The following is a 22,427-nucleotide window of genomic DNA, read 5'->3' as shown; positions in this document are numbered from 1 at the left end:
GTATTCTATTAAATATTGGTTAGGCTTGGTTATGAGCTTAATTAACATATTTTAATATTTATGACTTCACATTTTTTGTAGCAACTATATTTACGCCTGTGTTTAATACATTTGAAACAATAACATCTCCAATATTTATTGGAGCCTTAACCTTAATATCTTTTAATGCTTTTATGCAGTCAAATATTTTATTCTTTGGAATATCATTTTCCGTTTTAACGGATACAACAAGATCTTGTCCGTTTTCTACAAAAACAGTTGTTGTTACTATTCTGGTAGGGTTTGTGCATTCCTTTATACCATAATCATGGCCTATATTGCAGCTATTACCAGATACCTTAACAACTTTTCCATTATCTATTTCAACTTCTAAATTACAGCCTAAGGGGCATCCAATGCAGGTTAATTCTCTCTTTTCCATAACTTTTCATCCTTTCAGTCTTTTTCAACCTTAAAGGTAATTTTACTTAAGGGCTTATGTTTTTCTAACAGATCTTTTGTGAGTCTGACACTTTCCATTTCTCCTGGAGTAAGTATTTTCTTTTTAATATGCATTACCCGGGTATCTCCAAAATAAACGGATATATAGCTGTTTTTATAAACATCGCCTACTCTGAATCTAATATCAATATTCTTATTTATATTTTCAATATTAATGCTTTGAGGTACGGTATATCTGACGCCTTGAGTTGCCTCAATATTAATAGAAGAAACTCTATTTAAGCAGCCATTTTCCTTAACAAAAAGCGCTGCATTTTTACCTGCATTGTAGCTTTCGGTAGTAACAAAATCCACTAGGTCATGTACATGGAGCACGTTTCCGCAGGCAAATACACCTTCAATACTTGTTTCCATAATTTCATTAACTATAGGACCGCTGGTAATAGGAGACAGGTCTATATCAGCCTTTCTGGAAAGTTCATTTTCCGGTACCAATCCAACAGATAATAGGAGAGTGTCACAGCTAATAAACTGTTCAGTACCTTTAATAGGTCTTCTATTTTCATCTACCTCTGAAATAGTTACTCCCTCAACTCTTTCTTTACCTTTAATATTAGTTATTGTGTGAGAAAGCATAAGAGGAATGTTGAAATCATCAAGGCACTGTACAATATTTCTCTTCAGACCACCAGAATAGGGCATAAGCTCAACAACAGCATTTACTTTAGCACCTTCAAGGGTCATCCTTCGTGCCATAATAAGACCTATATCTCCTGAGCCTAATATTACAACCTCATTTCCAGGCATAAAGCCCTCACAGTTTACAAACTTTTGAGCCGCACCAGCAGTATAAATGCCAGCACATCTGCCTCCAGGAATATTTATGGCACCTCTAGGCCTTTCCCTGCAGCCCATAGCTAAAATTATAGCCTTTGCCTTAATTTCAAGTATTCCATCTTCTTCATTAACTGCAGTAATTAACTTATCCTTATTCAAATCCAGCACTGTAGTATTTAGTTTATAAGGTATTTCTAATTCCAAAACCTTATCAATGAATCTTTGTGCATATTCTGGTCCTGTAAGCTCTTCTTTGAAGGTATGTAGTCCAAAACCATTATGTATGCATTGATTTAATATTCCACCAAGCTGATTTTCTCTTTCTAGTATTAATATATTATCAATTCCTTCTTCTTTGGCCTTTATAGCTGCGGCAAGTCCTGCAGGACCACCACCAATTATTACGATATCAAATTCCATCATCTTAAAGCCCTCCACTACATTATTATATATTATCTTTGTTTCTGCCAACCAGGAGCTTGGAGTTTCCGCCAAACTTAGTAATTTCAGTTTTAGGCACCTTAAGCTCCCTGCATAATATATCTACAATTCTTGTAGTGCAAAAGCCTGACTGACATCTGCCCATACCAGCTCGTGTTCTTTTTTTTACTCCATCTAGAGTGGTTGCACCTAATGGACCTCGTATTGAATCTAATATTTCACCCTCAGTAACAACCTCACATCTGCAAATTATTTTACCGTATTCAGGTATTCTGGCAATAAGCTCTTTTCTTTCTTCATTTGTTAATTCTCTAAACTTTACAGGTTTTTCTCTAACTGCTCTAAAATTCTCTTTTTCTGAGGTGGGTAATAATTCTAAAACTATATTTCTTATCATCTCTGCTATAGCAGGTGCACTAGAAAGACCGGGAGATTCAATGCTAGCTGCATTAATGAAGCCCTTTACGTCTTTAGTTTCACCTATTATGAAATCATCAGCCTCAGTTCTGGCCCTTAAGCCTGTAAAAGAGGTAATAATTAAATTCATTGGTATATTTTTTAAAGATTTTTTTGCCTTTTGGAGAATATCATCAAGGCCTTCTTTAGTAGTGGCTAAATTAAGCTTATCTTCGATATCTACTGCATTAGGACCTATAAGTAAATTGCCATCTACTGTTGGGGTGACTAAAACTCCTTTGCCTAATGCAGATGGCAGCTGAAATATTGTTTTGCTAACTAAGCTACCAGCAGCCTTATCAAACAAGCAGTATTCACCTTTTCTAGGAATGATCTTCAATTTATTAGCACTTACCATATTATTAATATCATCAGCAAATAATCCAGCTGCATTTATTATTAAATTGCTTTCAATCACGCCATTATTAGTGTTAATTACAAAGCTATTTTCATTCTTTTTAATATCCATGACTTTTGTGCCAAGCTTAAATTCGGTGCCATTTAAATATGCATTCTCGGCAAGGGCAATGGTAAATTCATATGGACAAACTATTCCGCCAGTTGGCGCATATAGTGCTGCCACTACTTCCTGGGAAATATTAGGTTCTATTTTGTGAATCTCTGCAGCATCTAATATTTGTAAATCTGGGACTCCATTTTTTTCACCCTGCTCTTTAAGCTCTATAAGCTTATAATAATCATTTTTGTCAAAGCAAAGCACCAATGAGCCATTTCTTATAAAAGGGAAATTAAGCTCCTTTGTAAGCTTATCAAACATTGAATTTCCCTTGGCATTTAACTTACCTTTTAAAGTATTCGGCTTAGCATCGAAACCAGCATGAATAATAGCACTGTTAGCCTTAGTTGTACCAGAGGCTAAATCTACTTCTTTTTCAAGAACACAAACTTTTAGCTCGTATTTTGAAAGCTCTCTGGCAATAGAACAGCCTACAACTCCTGCTCCAATAATAGTTACATCAAACATTCCAAAACCCCTCCTGAATTCCTCTCAAGCACACAACAATTATTAATTGTTGCGCCTCCTGTATTCTTCATATTGTACGTAAGGATTATTAATCCTTACGCTCCCTGTATTCATTATTCTGCCCTAAAAGACTATTAATCTTTCCCATTCATAATGTGAATAATTTCAACAAGATGACCTTAAAGAGGGGTTAAAAAAGCAAAAAAGCCCCAACTTAAAGTACAACTTTAAATTTGGCTCTCTTAATCTCAGCCTTATATATTTACTTATCACATGGGCTTATTCTAGCACATGTAAATGTATACTTCAATAGAAAAATGAAGGAATTTGGAAAATTTTATTCGCTTTTATTTTTGATTGTATTTTATTTAACATGAAACGGGGTGGGGAAAAGGGATGTTTATACTAGCTCAATAGCTTGGACATGGTAATGCGGGAATCATTGGAAATAGTCTATTCTTGAAAAAGGGGCTAAAGTGGTACGTGATATTGAGACACTTCAAGAACCAGGGTAAGCCTCATTTAGCAGTGATATGATAAATGAAACTTAATAGGAAAGAAAAATAGGGGAATCCTGAATAAAAGATAAAAGGCAAATTTGTAAAAATATGTCGTAAATGAATTCCTGTAAGAGTGATTGTGTCAATTATTTAACAAATGGTTTATATTGTATAGTATAACTTGATCTTAACGCTTAAAATGATTTCTATAACCGAATAGGTTTCATAAAGTACGGATATATTCAAGGTGAGGACAAATTTACTACCTGCTAAACTTTATTGATATACTTTTGATAGAAGTATTATTGGTTTTTATATAAGAAAACTTTTTATAATATGCAAACGTCTATAGAGTGTAAGTAGTTAAGATACGTATCAAAACTAGGAAGGGGTTCTATATGGAATGAGTAGGGACATTTTAGAAAAGCAAATAGAAGAATATGTTATTAAATACAAGGAAAATCATTATAGGCTGGCTTACAGCTATGTGAAAAATATAGATGATGCTTTAGATATTATCCAAGAATCCATATATAAAGCAATAGCATCTAAGGATTCCTTGAAAGAACCACGCTATATGAAGACCTGGTTCTATAGGATTATAGTAAATACTTCCTTGGATTTTCTGAGGAAACAAAATAAACTCACTGTTGTAGATGATGAAACTTTAGAAGGTTTTGATTCTGGTACAATTGATAATTATGAAAACTTTGACCTGCAAAGAGCATTAGATAGTTTACCTGAAAACTTTCGAATTGTAGTAATCTTAAGATATTTTGAAGATTTAAAATTAGAAGAAATAGCAGAAGTTCTTAAGGTCAATGTGAATACAGTAAAAGCTCGTTTATATAAGTCACTTGATAAATTACGCATTAAAATGGATGATACTAAGGAGGTTTAGTATGAAGAATGAAGATTTAAATAAGCTTAAAAAGGAGTATATTGAAACTCCAATTCCAGAAGAACTGGACTTTCATGTAAAAAAGGCTTTAAAGAATGCGGAAAAACACACCAGAAGAAAAAATGCTCTTAGAAAAATAAGTATTACGGCAGCTTCAATAGCTATTTGTGCAGCAGCGTTAACAATTGGGGTTAACAGCAGCCCTGTTCTTGCGCAAACCCTTTCTAAGGTCCCTGTTGTGGGAAGTATTGTAAAAGTAATAACCTTCAAGGAGTATACTATAAATCAGGATGAGTATAAAGCAAGCTTAAAAACCCCTTCTATACAAGGCTTAGATAATAAAACTCTGCAAAACAGCTTAAATGAAAAATATCTTGCTGAAAATAAAAAACTATATGAACAATTTACTGAAGATATGAAAAAATTAAAAGAAAATGGGGGCGGCCATTTAGGCGTAGATAGTGGCTATACAGTAAAAACAGACAATGATAATATATTATCAGTAGGCCGTTATGTTGTAAATACAGTGGGCTCTTCATCAACAACAATGAAATATGATACTATAGATAAGAAAAATCAGGTTTTAATAACACTTCCGAGCTTATTTAAAGATAACAGCTATGTAAATATAATAAGTGAAAACATTAAGAAGCAGATGATAGAGCAGATGAAAGCTGATAATAATAAAACTTATTGGGTTCATGTAGATGGCATCAAGGATATCTTTTCTCCTTTTGATAAAATATCAGAAAATCAGAACTTTTATATAAATCCAGAAGGTAAATTAGTAATATCCTTTGATAAATACGAGGTTGCTCCAGGAGCTATGGGCATTGTTGAATTTGTAATCCCTACTGATGTAATTCACAATATTTTAGTTGGTAATGAGTATATTAAATAAGTAAGAAACCCCTTTGTCAAGTACACAATAAAATAGGCTATCCACCTAGAATCAAAATTCTAGGTGGATTTTTTAGTAAGGAATAATATCAGTAATTAAAATTCATACTGCTAAGAAGCCTGGGCTTAAAGTTTACTGCCATTATTTATAACTTTGACAAAACCCATTTTGCCATATTTCGAACATTCTCATTTTCATCCTTACAGGCCTTTTGAATAAATGGCAAATACTCAGGCTTATAAGCATTTAGCATGGAGTTAAGTGCATTTGTTTTATAACGCCAAACCTTTTCCTTAGGAATGTACCAGAGTTTCGGCTGTACAACATTTCCTAGAAACTCGTAATCTGCTTCGATTATTTGCTCTAGGGATAATTTTTCACTGAGCTCAGAAAGATATGGAAACTCTTCATCCTCCGTCCATGAATTTTTATTAAATGGACATACATCTTGACAAACATCACAACCAAATACCCAGCTACCCATCTGCTTGTTGAATTTTTCATTAGGTAAATCCCAACCTTCCCATGTCGTGAGGCAAGAGATACATGTGGAGCGGTTCATAGTATAGGGCTGGGATAAAGAAGAGGTTGGACAGGATTTAATGCACAAATTGCAGTGTTCAGGACATTGCTTCAATGTTGGTGTTTCAATTAACTCCAGCTCTTTATCTATAAGCCATGCCTCTAAATGAACCCATGAACCCGATTCTGTATAGAAGAAATTATTTTTACGTACTATTCCAAGTCCAGCTTTTAATGCCGCCCAGCGTAATCCAGTAATACCAAATTTTCTTTCAGTAGCTGTTTTAAGCCCCAATGCTCGTAAGTAGGCTTGAAATTTCAAGCTTTCTTTAAACTCTTCAGAGTTTTCGTCTGTTCTGCTATCTACTAAATAATATTTAGCAATCAAACCTTTCAAATGTTCAGGAATATGATACTTTCCATATTGTTTTACACAGATTACTATTGATTTTGCCCAGGGGTAGGAGTCCTCTAAATGGGCAAAACGATAAAATTTCTTGTAAAATTCTTTTGTTTCTGGAATACGCTCAATTCTTTCATTAAGTTTTTCCTCATAACCGGACATATCAGATATTCTAATAATGCCACACTTTTCAAAGCCCATTTCAAGTGCCGCACTTTTTATTTGTTCTGCTAATAAACTCATTTCGCCTACACTCCTTCCATTAATTTATACTATCAAACTTCTATATATTTGTAAAATTGATAGATTCGAATTGACAATTCATTTTTACAAATATATTATTTATTATATAGAGATGGGGTGAAGAAATGGATATTAGACATTTTAAAACATTTAAGAGTATTATAGAGGAAGGCAATTTCTCAAATGCTGCAATGAAGCTAGGCTACACACAATCTACTGTAACAGCTCAAATTCAACAGCTGGAGCAGGAGCTCTCCATCAAGCTATTTGAGAAAATTGGTCGTAACATGGTATTAACCACATTAGGCAAAGAATTGATACCTTATACAAATGAGTTACTTGATACAGTTAAAAAGATTGAGAGCATTGGAAAATCAGGTGGTAATCTTACAGGAGAATTGAAGATTGCTGCTACAGAATCCTTGATATCTTATAAATTACAAAATGTGCTTAGATTATTTAAAGAAAAGGCTCCTAATGTAAAACTTTCTATAGTTTCGCTCAATTGCCTTGCCATAAAAAATATCTTATCCAAGGGAGAGATAGACCTTGGTTTGATGTATGAGGTGGGAAGTGAAATTGATAGTTTGATTACTGTTAAACTAGCTGATTTCCCCTTAGCTTTAATATGCCCGCCATTATTAGAGAAAGATAAATTTGATCTATGCAAACCTAATCAAGAAATAAATACAAGTCTTATTATAAATGAGCCTGAATCCATTTATCGAAAAATACTTGAAGATTATTTTTGCGAAAATAATATATGTTTAAAAAATACAATAGAACTATGGAGTATAGAAGCGATAAAAAAATGTGTTGCAAGTAATTTGGGGATTTCCTTGCTGCCTCGTTTTACAGTAGAAGGAGAACTGAAAAATGGTAAGTTAAAGGAGCTTGAAATAGGCTGCTCTGATACCGAAATAACAGCTATTTACGCTTATCATAAGAACAAATGGCTTAGTCCTGCAATGTTGCTATTTATGCAATTAGTAAGGGAAGATTTTAATATTGATTAAAGTAATTTATAAATAACTTAAGTGTTCCTATGTCAAATAAAATAATAAGCAAGCCTAATTTTTAAGCAAGCCCTTGATTTCAAGGGCTGCTTTTATTAATAAATATAATTTTAGAGATTATAAAGGGCAGATCAGCTTTTTTTCTGTGAATTTTTTGTTTCTTCAATTACATTTAATCCGAAAACCTCTAAAGAATGTAATATAGGGCATAAAGACCTTCCCAAATCTGTTAATGAATATTCTACATGGGGTGGAATTTCATCAAATTGTTTTCTATCTACTAGTTTATATTCAATTAACTCCTTTAAACAACGTGTTAGCATCAAGCTAGAGATTCCTTCTACATTCTTTTGTAATTTATTAAATCTTATAGTTTCATTTTTAGAGATCTCCCCAAGAATCTTCAAACGCCATTTTCCACTTATTATATTCAGAGCATAATGGATTGCATTTTCATCCATAGATACTTTTTCTATTGAGCGCTTGTTCATTTTAGCCTCCATTACTTACATTTATGTAACCTACTAAAGAAATTTTGCGTACTTGTTCAAGTTTATTTACATCAATATAATATTTTATATAAATGCATCATGCATGTAAAGTGTAATTAAGCTAAAACTATAAAACAAATTTAAGAACACTTTAAAAATATTGTTGTTAAAGGAGTATTTTAAAATGGAAGTAAAGGAAGCAATACAATCAAGAAGAAGTATAAGAAAGTTTAAACAAGATGCCGTACCTGATGACTATATAACAGAAATAATAGAAGCAGCACGTTTAGCACCTTCAGGAACTAATCTACAACCTACTCGTTTTGTAGTAATTAAAAGTAAAGAAATGAGAGAGAAATTAAACGAAGGTACACCTCTTCCTTTTGTTACAAAGGCACCTGTTGTTATTGCATGTTGTGTTGATAAGAATTCTATTATGGCATCAGGAGAGAGAATGAAAGAGTTAACTGAAGCAAAAGCTTTTGAAGATACACCATTAGATAAAAAAACTGGTGATAACAAAGATAAGGATGACTATAATAAAAGAAGAAGCAACATGAGTGAAGCTGCTTTAAAAGCATATATGAGTTTAAATTTAGCAATAGCTGTTGAACATATGATACTTAGAGCAACAGATTTAGGCCTTGGAAGCTGCTGGATAATGATGGTTGATGGCGAAAAGACAAAAAGTATATTAGAGCTTGATGACAGGTATGATGTAGTTGCACTAGTTCCAATAGGCTATTCAGATCAAGCACCTTCTCAAAGACCAAGATTACCCCTTGATGAGTTAATTATAAAGCAGTGTTAATTTTCACTTATGTTTTAAGAAAGCATTATCGTAGAATTAAATTAAAAAAACTGGCACTATCTTAGTACCAGTTTAATTTTTTTTTGTAAAAGTTTATTGAAGGTAACAATATTTTCAAAATTTAAATTTTTACAAGTTCTAATACTTTTTTAGGATCATCAAGGACATAATTTGCATTAATTCCATTTGAGGATTTTGCACCCCATAAGGCCAATGCAAAATCTATGCCTGCACTGTAGGCACACTCCATATCATATTTCGTATCACCAATATATATTATTTTCGATTTATCAATACCTGTTAGTTCAATTAACTTTAAAATTGGCTCTGGATTGGGCTTATGTTTTTCAGTATCATCTGCACAAACCACTGAACCGAAGTATTTAGGCAACCCAAAAGGTATAAAGTCATTTTCAAATTCTTCTCTTGTTTTTGAAGTAACTATACCCATTGAAATTTCCATTTTACTTAAAGCAGCTAAAGTTTCCTCAATTTTATCAAAAACCTTCACAAGATGGAAACTATCATTTATATACTGATTCCACTTAATAATGCAAGCTGAAACATTTGATATTTTCAGTTTTTCCAAGGTTACTTCTCCTGGAATACCCAAGGCAAATCTTAATTCATCAAAGCTCATATGCTTATTAAGCTCTTCCAATACCAATTTTTGAAGTGATGAAAGAAGCGCAAATTCCGTATCTAAAAGTGTTCCATCAATATCAAATATAATATAGTTATACATAATAACCCCCAAGTATTAATTTTATCTCATCTTATCAATGATTACTGTATTAATATTAAAGCTCAAATTTTGTTACAATATGCTACTAATGCACTTATACTCTAAGGCCCTGTTCCTACACCCTGAATGCGCCAGCCTATTTTATCAGATTCCTTTTCCAATATAATATATCTAGTTTCAAATTTTAAATCTGTAACTGCATACTCTAAAGTTCCAGCTTTGTTATCAGGAATATTTAATTGTTTAATACTTATTAATTTCCATGGTGCAGTGTTTTGCGTTTCTAGAACATAGGCATCCTTAAAACTACCATTAATCAGCTGATTATTGTCCATATTCATTGCAAGATAACTGGATACATTTTGCGTAGTCATGCATGCATACTGCAGCTTTTCATTATGGCTGTTAATAGCAGCATAATACTCTTTAATAATGTCCTCTGGCTTCATTTTAGACAGTTTTATTTCTAGCTCATTATTATAATCCATGTAGTCGCTAACCCAGCTATTCCATTCTTTATTTGTTATATCTGCTAGGCTTTTTCTATTCAGTGAACAGGCAAAGTTACTATGCCTTCCAGCATCAATAAATGCCCCAATAATTTTATTATCATATTTCACTAGGATTCCTCGTGAATCCATTCGAGGGCTCATATAGTCAGGCAGCGGCTCCCTTAGTCTATAAATGTCAACTTGAACTTTCTTACCTAGATATTCACTATAATCAAGTCCGATACTCTTTGAAAGCTCCTTATTATAAGCCCAATATAGTTTTACTGGATACTCTCCGGCCTCATATTTTAAGTTAGAAGGAAGTGTTTCATTTATTGTATTGATTCTATAATCGATAGTCCAATTATACTTTTTAAATAATTCCTCAGACGCCTTATCAATGTTAGTATCAAACTGTCTATATTCAGTGAGGTCCCTTATATACCTACAAAAACTAAAACCAGGGTCAAACTTATTATTATCAATTTGTATATATCCAAATGCAAATGCTGCATCATCAAAGGCAAATTTAATTTCCTTTTTGCTTTTGTCACTTTGAACCAAAATCATGCTGTTATTCTTAGCAGCCATTCCACTCATATTATTAATTTTAGACTCATCTTGTATCAGTTGGCTTTTCCCAATCATTGTTAAGATATCAGATATCATTTTGCCATCTTTGATTTTGACAGCTTTATTACTATACATACTGCTAGAATCAAACTTGACATCTATTTCTATTGTATTATTATAAATTCCTTGGAAGTTAGGTACTGAAGAAGTTTTTATCTCATTTACCTCTTTCTGAGCAGTAGGATTTATAACGGTTATTTCTTCACTTTTAGTAGGGTTTGAATTTTTTGCTGGTGAGCAACCTGTTAAAACAGATGATACTCCTAAAATTAAAATAAGCTGTACTATATAAATCTTTTTGTTCATTATACACCTCAAATTCACACTTTAATATCTTAAATTCATGTAGTTAAATTATAACATATATTTAAAAATATGTATTAATATTTCTATACATATAAAAAATGGACAGCTTTATTTAGCTGCCCTTAATATTTTTTATAATATATATTTTTTAATGTGTGGCACGAGAAACGCCCCGTGCCGCATTGGAAGTGGAACTATAGTAGTAAACAGTAAATATTTTGATAATGAATGTCTCACTTATTTCTAGTTAGTGAAACTATCATAGTAGGCATTTAGGTCGTTAATTTTCTTGTCTAAAACAAAATTCATGTTGTAATAGTCAGCAATGTGCTTTAAGAAGGTTTCTTTAGATACACCTGACTTTTCCATTAAATTATCAATTTCATTTAATATTTGTTCTGAAATTCCAACTGTACTGTTCATAACAGACTCTCCTTTATAAAATATGTGATATATTATATGTAAAGTACAATATAAAAATGATACATAATTAATACCTTATACATATATAATATAGCACATATAATATAATTTCAATATTAAAGTGAAATTTTTTAATAAATTAATGAAAAAGATGTGATAAGGGCCGTTTATAACGAAAATTCACCCTTCATTCTCTTATATTCTATGTAAGTTAAAAATATCATTATAATATCAAAAATTGTAAGGACAATTAGAAAGGCTGAATGATCAATTGTATAACGATAAATCTGATAAATAATAAATAAAACTAATGAAACAATAGTAAGGGGATAGGCCCAAATATTTCTTTTCCATAAAAAAATAATAAGAATAAATTTAACTAGACCATGAGAAATTAAATAGAACACACCAAAATTTTGCGTACTAATAGAGAAGCTAGCACTCATTTTAATCATCATATTAGATATAATATCATTTGGGTCTTCAGATAATTCGTGCTGTGTTAGTAAAACAACTAATTTGTTTAATGATGCCGGAGTGAAAAATTTTAATAAGATTCCACCTATTATTTCTAAAATCCCATCAATGGCTTTTAGTAAAATTCCAATTTCAAAACTTTTATGTATTAGATCGTTATTCATATATTTAGCTGCATCTTTTCTGTTTACATTTTTTACTGACATTTATTTTCACCTTGCTTATAAAAATTTATTATGCTCCTTTTATTAAGAAACACTAATCTATTTATATATTAATACTTTTTTATTAGATTTAGATTAATAAATCATTAAAAAAAACTTCTAATTACTATTGACAATTTCTATAGCTGCTTTACCGGTCATATGTTCGATTTTGATTTCGATTAAACATACTCTATCCAATTCTCTTTCAATTTCTTGCTGTCCTTCTTTAATATAATCAGGTGAATATTTTTCAACTAAGGATTGAAGAGCATATCGCCTATCTGAATCCTCAGTAATAATCCTTGCCCTGCCGAAGATAGAAACACTACGAAAATAGGTAGTAAATGTTTTTTGTACTACTTCATCTCTATCTATCACACAAAATGTTACCTTATCATTTCTTTTTATGCTATCAATCTTATGTCCTTGTCTAGCACTATGTATAAATAGTTTGTCATCTTTAAAAGCATAACTTACTGGAACGGTATAAGGATAATCATTGTCACCTATTACTCCTAAAACTCCAGATGTGCATGAATTTAAAATTTCAATTGTCTCTTCCTTGGATAATAATTGTTTTTTTCTTCTCATTTCTCGAAACATAATTATACCTCACTTAAAACTCAAATGTAGTTTGTAATATATCATTAATATTAAAGTACCATTTCGTATAGTTATTCTCTACAGAAGTATTTGGATTATCATTGGGGATTTCAGTAGAAACCCAATAAGGGCTTTCAAAAACATAGCTATCTCTGTTTATGTCAAATTTGAGCCTAATGTTTAATTGATCATAACCACTATCCATTATCGGATGGGATTCAGTTTCTTTTACTATAAAATCTTTAGTCATTTTTGTAATCTGTTTACACTCATCTAAAGACATTTGCTTACATGCAGCATAGTCAACATCTGCCATTAAATTTAAAAACCTCCCATTGAATATTATACTGCCTCAATTGGCTGCTCAACAACTGATTTACTGACATATGCTTCAGTGATTGATGATGTTATATTAAATATTTTGTTCACTCCATTCATAATTAGTACTAATTAACTAAATTTTAGGATTATGATAGAATCATATAGTATTTATACCTCTTTAAGTTAAATTATAACATATATACAATATATGTATTAAATTTCTATTCGTAAAAAAACTGGCAGAGGGAATGTCCCCATGCCAGATGCTGCTTTGCAGCTAGTTTCTCCAAATATGCCACATTGCATTGTCTTTACCTCTAGCAAATACATCAGTTCTATTTGGACCCCAAGATATTGCAGCTGGATCGGAGGTTATATTACCGCCAAGGCTACTCCAGCCACTCCAGCGAGAACCATCCCAAGACCTTGTGATTAATTCATTGTTTCGGCCTCTTGCAAATACTTCAAGTCTATTGGAGCCCCTAGAAGAAACTGCAGGTCCTGAAGTTAAGAACCCACCAAGGTCTTGCCATCTACTCCAGCTAGTTCCATTCCACCATATATGAATGAGCTGGTTGTTTTGACCACGTGCAAATACGTCAATTCTATTGTTTCCCCAGGAAACAGCAGCAGGAGAAGATGTTAATCTCCCAGCTATACGTATCCAATTACTCCATCGTAAGCCATTCCAATATCTATGCCATAGGGCATTGTCCACGCCTCTTGCGAAAGTGTCTAGCCTGTTAGGTGCCCACGAAGAAACAGCAGGAGAAGAGGTTGAGTTTCCTCCAAGGAATTCCCATCTGCTCCACCTGGTGCCGTTCCAGAAAATATGCCAAAGTGCATTATCTCTACCTCTGCCAAATACATCAATCCTATTGTTTCCCCAGGAAACAGCAGCAGGGGCAGATGTTAATATTCCACCAAGATTTACAAAGCCATTCCAGCGAGAACCATCCCACCATTTGTGATATAAAGCGCTATCAGTTCCAGTTGCAAAAGTATCAAGTCTGTTAGATGCCCGTGAAGAAGCACCAGGCGCAAAAGCTAAAACACCACCAAGGCTCTCCCAGCTGCTCCATCTGCTGCTTAAGGTAGTAGGATCATTCATGCTGCCAGCATCTGAATCACCATTTACAACCTCTTCTACATCTTCTTCATAAAATGAATCAATATCTTCAGGTCCATCATAAGCATCATTGTAACCAGAATTTCTTAGCTGTGTATCTAAAAAAGAGTAAGCATCTTCAGGTGTGTAATAAGGACAATAAAAATAATGATTATTATACATTGAAACCTCCAGTAGTTTTTGCTATGGATAAAAATCCTCATCACATTTATTTTATGGTTAGCTGCAAAACTTGTTACAGGAATAGTAGCACTTTTCCACTTTAATCCATAAGATATTATGGATAGTAATAATATATAAAGGAAATTATGTGTAATTGTTTGGCGTACTTTCAACATAAAAGCAACTATTTATGAGGTGAAATATGGATAATTTAAGGGTTTCTAACCAAGAAAATGAAAATGTTATTAGAGTTAGAGATAGTACTATTACAAGAATTTATACAGATGGCGGGACAGGATATGTAACAATATCATATGTAACTGTAGGCCCCAATAACATGCTTCAGAATAATCTTGTTACTTTGACTGTAGGACCCAATACAATAATACTAAGCCCATTTGGGGAAAATTTTTCATTTAATAATTTGAGAGTAGGGATGATAGTAGATGCTGATTTTTCATCTAAAATGACAAAAAGCATTCCTCCACAATCAGAGGCTTTTAAGATAGTTGTCAGTTATAAAAATTGGCCTTTCAATTCTAAAACGGACAGAGTGCTGGAGGTTGATGTTATAAATAGATTTCTTTACACAGGTTTTGCTGATGATATATATAGTCAAATGCGATTTGTCATAACAAATTCAACACTTATTTTGGATAGAAGCGGCAATAGAATAAGCTTACGAGATATAAGGGTAGGTCAGCTTGTAAGAATAGATTTTGCAACCTTTATGACACTCAGTATTCCTCCGCAATCTACAGCCTTTGCTGTCCAGGTTCTATAAATTAATCAATGTAAAGATGCCGATAGATACATTCTATCGGCATTTTTTGATAGCAAAAGTGGAAGTTAGCTAAACATTTACTATATTATCCATAAAGCTGCAGCCACCGCTTTCACAGCATAGTTTTAAATGATATTATATAATTAGGACGTTTCTACATAGGGGGATTATCATGAAAGAAAATAAAGTTTCAGAAAGAAATATATATATAATTTTAATTCTTACACTTATTTCAATAATCAGTTGTATTATATTTAAAATATTTTTATTCTACGGCTTTCTGGCAAGCATTGCTGCCGCTTCCTTTATACTTATAAAAAGCGGATTTTCCATATCTGAAATATTCAATATGATTAAAAAGGGTAATTCTGAATGCATCTCATTGTTTATTTTAGTTGCATTAATAGGGGCCATGATTTCTATATGGATGACCTCAGGGGTTGTACCAACTATGTTATTTTATGGACTAAAATATATGCAGGGCACCAATTTTTTATTTGCAGCCTTTATTTTAACCTCCATAGTTGCAATTTTTATGGGAACTGCTATAGGAACTGTAAGCAGTGTAGGCATTGCATTATTAGGACTAGCAAAGGTATTTGGGATACCTGAATATCTTCTTATGGGAGCTATAGTATCAGGAGCATTTATAGCTGATAAGATTTCACCTATATCAAGTCTTTTTAATCTCACACTTGAGTCTGTACAAGTAGGCAGTAAAAAAACGCTGCTCTCCATGCTTAAGACCTTTCTCCCAACTTATTTTTTAACTGCTCTTATATATTATTTTGCAGGGAAAAGGTATACTGCGGTGCTTGTAAATTCTAGCATTGACAATTTTACCACCGCAATAAACAGAAGTTTTGTTATATCACCCTTTGTATTAATGCTGCCTTTAGGCATTATAATAATGGCCTTTCTAGGAGTAAAAATGGTAAAGGCAGTAGCTTTAACCTTAATAGCTGGAATTGCTGTTTCTATTGGCCTGCAGAAGGGAAACTTTTATACTGTTATAGCTGCAGTATTTAATGGATATAAGGCTGTCACTGATTCTGCTGTATTAAATACAGTTTTAGTCAGCGGAGGGGTGAGGTCTATGATAGACATTCTCTTAATTATAACTGGCGCAATTAGCCTAAGCAGCATTTTTCAAGAATCCGGACTTATAATTCCTATAATTAATAGGCTTACAGGAACTATTAAAACAAAGGAAGGGCTAATTATAAAAACTGGGCTTATAAGCTGCATTATGACGCTAATAAGTGATGAAACTATTGGCATTATTCTGCCTGGAAAGCTTTTGAGCTATAAATATAGTGAATTAGGTATTGAGAATACAACCTTAGCTAGGACTATTGCAGATACAGGAACAATTATATCGCCCCTTATTCCTTGGAATGTAAATTCAATATTTATAGTTATAACCACAGGTATTCCAACTTTGGCCTATGGACCTTATTCCGTACTATGTTATTTGTCACCTATAATAACAGTAATTTTTGCCTATGGGAGCAGACTCTTCACTAAAAAACAGGTAAGAGAGCTGGAAAGTTCAAGAATATAAAGACATGAAAAAAATTAGAATCGCTAGTTTGGACAACCTACAGTTAGTAACTCCAAAAATAAAAAACACCTCAAATGACTGGCATTTGGGGTGTACCACTAATAAGAGTTCCTTTATTTTATAGCTTCACCAGCTTGAGGCTTTAACTCAATTAAGTAAAGTAAATTACCATCAGGATCATTAAAATAGGCAAATCTAGTTGTTTCAGAATCCATGAAGCGGTTAAATTTAATGCCTTTAGCTTTTAGATGTTCTACTTCTAAATTTAGTTTTTCTACTTCAAAGCCAAAAGAAATATTTTCTGTTGTCACAGGCTGGAGATCCTCTACTCCATCAGGATGTATTATCCAAATTGTTAAACCAGGTGCCTCAACCTGAGCTAAATGTCCTTCTATCTCAGATTGCAAATTTAACCCTAAAGTCTCCACGTAAAACTTTACTGCCTTTTTAAAATTTGCTGTTTCTATAGTTGTATTTGCACTTTTGAACATTATCTTTTCTCCTTTCGTCGAAACACGGGGCAGTTTAAGAGCGCTCATTCCATTTACAAGCAACCCGGTAAAGCCCGTTTGTCGATACCTATCTATTAATTGATCGTGCCATTCTGTTAAAAGTATGTCTTTTTCCTCTTATTGCTATACTATAATTCATAATATTTTCTGGTGGAGCAGACTTACTACCGGCATCTCCAATGTGATGCAAGTCTGTTCCAGTCATTTTGCACATTAGGGCAATCTGCTTTAAGGTTTCGGAGTCGGCATCTTCCTGTGAGGTTCCTATTGAAGTTAAGGTAAGAGCGCCTAGGCTGTGTGCATAAGTTACAAGCTCTCTGACATATTCCATGGTAATGCCAGGAACAGTACCAGGTGCAGGCAGTAAAATTATATTTGCACCTGCATTAACAAACTCTTTTATATCTTCTTTTGTAATAATGTTTTCCCCGGATTCCTTTAGGGATCCAGCTGCATGCATTTTTCCAGCTGCTAAAATAATCTTATCTCCTAGAGCTGCATTAATGCTTTTTAGTGAGCTGATAATAGCCTTGTTTGATACTCCTGTACCAGGGTTTCCTGTTAAAAGTATCAAATCAGCACCTAATTTATTAGCGGTAACTGCTGCATCTACAGTTGCTAGTCTTCCCTTTGATATAGCAGAAATTTCTCCAATTGTCTCTTGCTCATTTTCTACAGGCTCTAAATTAATGCCAATTAATCTTCCAGTAAGTCTCTTTATTTCTTTAATTATATTTTCTTTGTCCACCTTTGGAATTCCATGAAAAACAGGGTTAAAAACATCAAATACATTTAATAATAAAATATCTGCACCAAAGGCAGCAGCATATTCTGCACAGCTAATAGAAGAAAAGTCATGATCGAATACACCAATTATTTCTGAAACTAAAACTCTTCCTTCACTTGCCTCAATTGATTGTAATATATTTGTTTTATTCATCTTAGTAAAATCAGAAGCACTGCAATCTAATAAACGCTTTGTCATAAAAATACCTCCATAAATAAATTATTATATTTAAAATTATATTAACTTAACATCAAGGTTCTTTATATCTTCTCTTATTTCCTCGGTAATGTCAGAGTCTGTAATTAGGACATCAAAATCCTCTATAGAAGCATAGTTATAGGTACAATCTAAATATATCCATTGTTACAAGTAAAAATACTTTATCAAACTATACCTAATTCTTTCTTGCTTTATACTCTTGTGGAAATAAATTTAAATGTGTATTTATCACTTCTAAAATATACTGTAGTGTTTTTGTTGAAATGTATATTTATCACATCGCTAAATATTTTCATATAAAATTGTGCTTCTTTAATGATTATACAATAATATTTGCCTAAAAAAAATTAAAAATAATTTAATATGACAAATAGCATGGGAGGCTTCTTCCATGCTATTTACTTATATTAATTTTATAAATTAGGGCTTATCTGTATTTATCTCGCTAAATTACTTTGAAGAGAATTTTTGTAGATTAATTCTATAACTAAATTCTTCTTGCAATTTCATTAGCTTCAGCCACTGCATTAAGAGCTCTGCGAGCACGTACTGCATCACCCGCTGCATGACATGGTATTCCATTTAGCTCACAATACTTGCTTATAGTTTCAAAGCTACGTGCTCTTGCTCCGATGGCAACAACAACTGAATCACATGCAATTTCTTCTTTATTTCCCATTCTTTCAATAACAACAGCAGCTTCTGTTATTTCAATGCACTTAGCATTTGTTATTGTCTTTATACCAGATGAGTATAGATTTTCCATAACGCATATATTACGTAAAGGACCTAAATCCTTAGCCACTCTATCAAGCATTTCAACTACAGTAATTTCCTCTGCTTTTCCATGAAGGTATTCAGCAACTTCAAGTCCTACAAGACCTCCACCTATAATTACAACCTTACCGGAAGGAGCAGATTTTCCTGATAGTACGTCGTGGGAGTTTGTTACCTTTTGCAAGATTCCACCTGGTATATTTAAATTCATAGGAGCAGCACCTATAGTTATAATAACCTCATCAGGCTTTATTTCTTCAATAAGTTCTGTGGTGATAGGAGTATTAAGTTTAATTTCAACTCCTTCTCGTGCTGCCTGTTCACCCATGGAAATAGCAGCTTCCTTCATTTCTTCCTTTCTAGGAGCAGCACCTGCAAGTACAAACTGCCCTCCAAGAGAATTAGAAGCTTCACATATTATTGGATTATGTCCTCTTCTTTTTAAAGTCAATGCAGCTTCAAGTCCGGCCACACCTCCTCCAGCTATTAAAACCTTCTTTGGAGTATCAGTTTTTACAAGAGCATTGTCTGCTTCTCTGCCTAATGCTGGATTTCTCATACAAGTTATAAAAGGTGCTTCAGTGGATACAAAACCATCATAGCAGCCTTGATTACAGCCAACACACCTAACTATGCTGTCTACTCTTCCTGATTCAGCTTTATTGCAAAACTCTGGATCTGCAAGTTGAGCACGTCCCATTACAACCATGTCGCCCTTTTGGCTTTCAAGTATTTCTTCAGCTTGTAGAGGATCATTTATTCTTCCTACTGCAATTGTAAGCATACCTGTCTCTCGCTTTATTTTTGCTGCATTTTCTACATTAAAGCCTCTTGGTAAATCAATTGGTGGAACCTCGTACTTAATTGCAGCACTGGAGAAGTTTCCACGAGATACATCCAGCACATCAACTCCAGCTTCTTTAGCTAATTTACAAAATTCGATAACCTCTTCAATGGTGAGGCCGCCCTCTAAATAGTCGTCTTGGGCGTCAAGACGCATAAATAGCGGCATAGCTTCAGGTATATTTTCACGGATAGCATGTATACATTCAATTAAAAATCTTGCACGATTTTCTAAGCTTCCACCATACTCGTCGGTTCTCTTATTAAAAAATGGACTTAAAAATGAATGAGGGGTGTAGTTATGTCCAGCATGAAATTCTACAGTATCAAACCCAGCTTCAACTGCTCTTTTAGCACCCTTGCCAAAAGCTTTAACTGCTTCCACAATTGTTTCAAGGCTTGCACCAGGTATTGTATACTCTGTTCCCGGAACCTGCAAATCACTAGGTATAACTATCATTTGTGTTGGATCGCCGTGAGCAGCAGCAGTTCCGCCAAGCCAAAGCTGAGCACCTGCTTTTCCACCAGCTTCATGAATAGCAGCTGTAAGCTTCTTTAACCCTGGAATATATTTATCATCACATATTGCAAGGAATTTTCTAGGTGAAGCAGGAGCATACACTGAGCATACCTCTGTAAAGTTTAATCCACATCCGCCTTTTGCTCTAGCTGTGTGATAATTAATAAGCTGCTCTGTAACGAATTTATCCTCAGAAGCCATTTTTGTTCCCATTGCAGGAAACACTACTCTGTTTTTTAACTCTAAACCTCTAATTTTTACAGGACTAAAAAGTTTGCTGAATACCATAAGAACCCTCCAAAAGTTATTTTTTTAACATTATTTCTTTTAAAAATCACCATTAATATATTTATTAATGGCTTATATTCTTAAAATATATAGTTTATCTATAAGTGAATTATAGAATATTTAACAATCTAAATCAATATGTTTAAAACATTTTGTTTTAATTTTTTATATAATAAAAAGACTATTTGCTCAATAGCCTTTTTACAGCTAAAATATTAAGCTCTCTTTAAAGCATTTATTATATATTTGATATACTCTATTCTGCTATCTCTGCTTTTTATAATAGTTTCCTCAAAATTAATAATATCTTCATTTTCAATTGGATAAATAATAGAAGACATAAAAATCATTTGATTATATTTACAGCTAAGGCTATTACCTTTAATAATATTACATAATATTTTCTCTATTTTATCATTCATATCTTTTGAGGCTTTCATTATTTTCTTAGATATGTCATCCTCATCTTTTAAACTTGCTGCTTCTCGTAATATTGCAGTTATTCCAGGAAATCTTAAAGTATACTCCATTATTTCATTGGCAGTTAATATAAGTCGTTCTTCTTCATCAGATTCTTCATTATCCAGCATTGAAGAAATAATACTGGTATTAGTGATATAAAATTCCTTTACCTGTCTAAGCATTTCTTCCTTTGTGCGAAAATAATAATTAATGGCACTTACATTCACCTTTGCTTCTTTTGCTATAGCACGTATGGATACATCACTGGATCTATTTTTACTTATTAAATACAACGCTCTATCTAAAATTTTCTCTTCTATACTCTTTAATTCTCTCATGTATTAAAAACTCCTCTTAAGGCTATATCTCTTAAAAATGTTCTTCCAAGTTACTGATAACCTCAGTTATACTAATTTAACAGTTAATTTTTTTAACTGATCTCTAATTTCTTCAGTAATGTCTGAGTCTGTAATTACAGCATCAAAATCCTCTAAAGAAGCATAGTTATAGGTACAATCTAAATTAAATTTATCCTTTTCTACAAGTAAAAATACTTCTTTGCTATTATTAACTATAAGCTCTTTAATATTACCATCTTCTGAGGTGGCGGTACCTACACTGCTTGAATTTAAATTCACACCTGAGCTTCCTAAAAAACCTTTATTGAAGTAATATTTTGATACACCTTTAATTACATCTGAACCCATAACTCCACCGGATTTATTATCATAAATCCCGCCGATACAAATTAAGGTTACGGTTTCATTATCATAAAAAAGGGGAGTGATTATAACCATATTAGTTATTAAAGTCAGCTTTTTAGTGCTGTTAGCTATTAACTTGGCTAACAAATAGTTTATACTAGAGGCTTCAATAAAAATAACATCCCCATCTTCAATTAAATCGAAGGCTTTCTTGGAAATTATCTCTTTACTGTTTAAGCTTACGTTCATTCTAGTAGTAATAGGGCTGCTTTTGGAAATTTCTCTATTAAGAATAGCTCCACCATAGGTCCTCTTTAAAGCACCTTCTTTTTCTAATCTTTGAAGATCCTTTCTTATCATACCTTCAGTAACCTTAAAGATTTCACTTAGGTCTTTCACCTTTACTCTGCCATTTTTATTAAGTAAATTTAAGATCTGTTCATGTCTTTCTTCAGTAAACATTTTGTACCTCATTATTATCATTTAGTATTATTGTTTATTATTATTATAACATTATTATTAA

General features: G+C 32.8%; 23 protein-coding genes. 6 read left to right on the top strand and 17 right to left on the bottom strand.

What is annotated here, in order from left to right; translation table 11 throughout:
- Window positions 1–58: 58 nt before the first annotated feature.
- The 3 genes from ACJDUH_RS12800 to ACJDUH_RS12790 are packed head-to-tail and all read right to left on the bottom strand — an operon-like array spanning window position 59 to window position 3,160.
- Entirely contained in the window at window positions 59–421 is a 363-nt protein-coding gene (locus ACJDUH_RS12800; RefSeq protein WP_406765592.1) for a DUF1667 domain-containing protein, read from the bottom strand.
- A 14-nt stretch (window positions 422–435) separates the two neighbouring features.
- The gene (locus tag ACJDUH_RS12795) at window positions 436–1,701 is read right to left on the bottom strand and encodes an NAD(P)/FAD-dependent oxidoreductase (protein ID WP_406765591.1); all 1,266 of its coding nucleotides are present in this window, start codon (window positions 1,699–1,701) and stop codon (window positions 436–438) included.
- 22 nt (window positions 1,702–1,723) lie between these two features.
- A complete protein-coding gene (locus tag ACJDUH_RS12790) occupies window positions 1,724–3,160 on the bottom strand; it encodes an NAD(P)/FAD-dependent oxidoreductase (protein WP_406765590.1) in 1,437 nt (478 codons plus the stop codon).
- Window positions 3,161–4,063: 903 nt separating this feature from the next.
- Between ACJDUH_RS12790 and ACJDUH_RS12785 the strand changes: the two genes are divergently transcribed.
- Together ACJDUH_RS12785 and rsiV are read left to right on the top strand one after the other, a co-directional pair.
- Window positions 4,064–4,561: a sigma-70 family RNA polymerase sigma factor gene (locus ACJDUH_RS12785; protein WP_406765589.1), complete on the top strand. Its 498-nt coding sequence runs from the start codon at window positions 4,064–4,066 to the stop codon at window positions 4,559–4,561.
- A gap of 1 nt (window position 4,562) precedes the next feature.
- Entirely contained in the window at window positions 4,563–5,462 is a 900-nt protein-coding gene (gene rsiV, locus ACJDUH_RS12780) for an anti-sigma-V factor RsiV (protein ID WP_406765588.1), read from the top strand.
- A 145-nt stretch (window positions 5,463–5,607) separates the two neighbouring features.
- On the opposite strand, the gene ACJDUH_RS12775 is transcribed toward rsiV, so the two are convergent.
- Complete coding sequence (locus ACJDUH_RS12775) at window positions 5,608–6,630, bottom strand: epoxyqueuosine reductase (protein WP_406765587.1); 1,023 nt, start codon at window positions 6,628–6,630, stop codon at window positions 5,608–5,610.
- 125 nt (window positions 6,631–6,755) lie between these two features.
- On the opposite strand from ACJDUH_RS12775, the gene ACJDUH_RS12770 reads away from it, so the two are divergent.
- Complete coding sequence (locus tag ACJDUH_RS12770; RefSeq protein WP_406765586.1) at window positions 6,756–7,646, top strand: LysR family transcriptional regulator; 891 nt, start codon at window positions 6,756–6,758, stop codon at window positions 7,644–7,646.
- A gap of 131 nt (window positions 7,647–7,777) precedes the next feature.
- Here the strand turns inward: ACJDUH_RS12770 and ACJDUH_RS12765 are convergent, their stop codons facing one another.
- Complete coding sequence (locus ACJDUH_RS12765; RefSeq protein WP_406765585.1) at window positions 7,778–8,137, bottom strand: winged helix-turn-helix transcriptional regulator; 360 nt, start codon at window positions 8,135–8,137, stop codon at window positions 7,778–7,780.
- 184 nt (window positions 8,138–8,321) lie between these two features.
- On the opposite strand from ACJDUH_RS12765, the gene ACJDUH_RS12760 reads away from it, so the two are divergent.
- A complete protein-coding gene (locus tag ACJDUH_RS12760; protein ID WP_406765584.1) occupies window positions 8,322–8,948 on the top strand; it encodes a nitroreductase family protein in 627 nt (208 codons plus the stop codon).
- A 121-nt stretch (window positions 8,949–9,069) separates the two neighbouring features.
- Here the strand turns inward: ACJDUH_RS12760 and ACJDUH_RS12755 are convergent, their stop codons facing one another.
- From ACJDUH_RS12755 to ACJDUH_RS12725, 7 genes are all read right to left on the bottom strand, one after another.
- Window positions 9,070–9,693: an HAD family hydrolase gene (locus tag ACJDUH_RS12755; protein ID WP_406765583.1), complete on the bottom strand. Its 624-nt coding sequence runs from the start codon at window positions 9,691–9,693 to the stop codon at window positions 9,070–9,072.
- Window positions 9,694–9,794: 101 nt separating this feature from the next.
- Window positions 9,795–11,123 (bottom strand): DUF4830 domain-containing protein, encoded by a 1,329-nt coding sequence (locus ACJDUH_RS12750; protein ID WP_406765582.1) that lies wholly within the window; start codon window positions 11,121–11,123, stop codon window positions 9,795–9,797.
- A 243-nt stretch (window positions 11,124–11,366) separates the two neighbouring features.
- The gene (locus ACJDUH_RS12745; protein ID WP_406765581.1) at window positions 11,367–11,546 is read right to left on the bottom strand and encodes a RidA family protein; all 180 of its coding nucleotides are present in this window, start codon (window positions 11,544–11,546) and stop codon (window positions 11,367–11,369) included.
- A gap of 167 nt (window positions 11,547–11,713) precedes the next feature.
- On the bottom strand, window positions 11,714–12,229 hold the full coding sequence (locus tag ACJDUH_RS12740; RefSeq protein WP_406765580.1) for a DUF2127 domain-containing protein: 516 nt from the start codon (window positions 12,227–12,229) through the stop codon (window positions 11,714–11,716).
- 117 nt (window positions 12,230–12,346) lie between these two features.
- On the bottom strand, window positions 12,347–12,832 hold the full coding sequence (locus tag ACJDUH_RS12735) for a pyridoxamine 5'-phosphate oxidase family protein (protein ID WP_406765579.1): 486 nt from the start codon (window positions 12,830–12,832) through the stop codon (window positions 12,347–12,349).
- Between the two features lie 13 nt (window positions 12,833–12,845).
- Window positions 12,846–13,148 carry a hypothetical protein gene (locus ACJDUH_RS12730; RefSeq protein ID WP_406765578.1) on the bottom strand — a complete coding sequence of 101 codons (303 nt, stop codon included), beginning with the start codon at window positions 13,146–13,148 and terminating at the stop codon, window positions 12,846–12,848.
- 282 nt (window positions 13,149–13,430) lie between these two features.
- Entirely contained in the window at window positions 13,431–14,444 is a 1,014-nt protein-coding gene (locus ACJDUH_RS12725; RefSeq protein WP_406765577.1) for a PLL family lectin, read from the bottom strand.
- Between the two features lie 202 nt (window positions 14,445–14,646).
- Between ACJDUH_RS12725 and ACJDUH_RS12720 the strand changes: the two genes are divergently transcribed.
- Together ACJDUH_RS12720 and ACJDUH_RS12715 are read left to right on the top strand one after the other, a co-directional pair.
- Window positions 14,647–15,228, top strand: coding sequence for a hypothetical protein (locus tag ACJDUH_RS12720; protein WP_406765576.1), 582 nt, complete (start codon window positions 14,647–14,649; stop codon window positions 15,226–15,228).
- 172 nt (window positions 15,229–15,400) lie between these two features.
- Window positions 15,401–16,792 (top strand): Na+/H+ antiporter NhaC family protein, encoded by a 1,392-nt coding sequence (locus ACJDUH_RS12715; protein ID WP_406765575.1) that lies wholly within the window; start codon window positions 15,401–15,403, stop codon window positions 16,790–16,792.
- A 113-nt stretch (window positions 16,793–16,905) separates the two neighbouring features.
- On the opposite strand, the gene ACJDUH_RS12710 is transcribed toward ACJDUH_RS12715, so the two are convergent.
- The 5 genes from ACJDUH_RS12710 to ACJDUH_RS12690 all read right to left on the bottom strand — a co-directional run bounded on the left by ACJDUH_RS12710 (window position 16,906) and on the right by ACJDUH_RS12690 (window position 22,366).
- Window positions 16,906–17,283, bottom strand: coding sequence for a VOC family protein (locus ACJDUH_RS12710; RefSeq protein WP_406765574.1), 378 nt, complete (start codon window positions 17,281–17,283; stop codon window positions 16,906–16,908).
- 88 nt (window positions 17,284–17,371) lie between these two features.
- Complete coding sequence (locus ACJDUH_RS12705; protein ID WP_406765573.1) at window positions 17,372–18,289, bottom strand: DUF7916 family protein; 918 nt, start codon at window positions 18,287–18,289, stop codon at window positions 17,372–17,374.
- A gap of 508 nt (window positions 18,290–18,797) precedes the next feature.
- Complete coding sequence (gene baiCD, locus ACJDUH_RS12700) at window positions 18,798–20,738, bottom strand: bile acid Fe-S flavoenzyme BaiCD (RefSeq protein ID WP_406765572.1); 1,941 nt, start codon at window positions 20,736–20,738, stop codon at window positions 18,798–18,800.
- 215 nt (window positions 20,739–20,953) lie between these two features.
- Window positions 20,954–21,538, bottom strand: a complete 585-nt coding sequence (locus ACJDUH_RS12695; RefSeq protein WP_406765571.1) for a TetR/AcrR family transcriptional regulator — start codon at window positions 21,536–21,538, stop codon at window positions 20,954–20,956.
- A 66-nt stretch (window positions 21,539–21,604) separates the two neighbouring features.
- The gene (locus ACJDUH_RS12690) at window positions 21,605–22,366 is read right to left on the bottom strand and encodes a DeoR/GlpR family DNA-binding transcription regulator (RefSeq protein WP_406765570.1); all 762 of its coding nucleotides are present in this window, start codon (window positions 22,364–22,366) and stop codon (window positions 21,605–21,607) included.
- Window positions 22,367–22,427 lie beyond the last annotated feature (61 nt).

Origin of the sequence: Candidatus Clostridium radicumherbarum (assembly GCF_045310525.1) — a bacterium.
In the GTDB taxonomy this organism is placed as follows: Bacteria; Bacillota; Clostridia; order Clostridiales; family Clostridiaceae; genus Clostridium_AT; species Clostridium_AT radicumherbarum.
The sequence above is the reverse complement of the archived record's forward strand: the minus strand, read 5'-3'. Positions and strand labels throughout refer to the sequence as shown.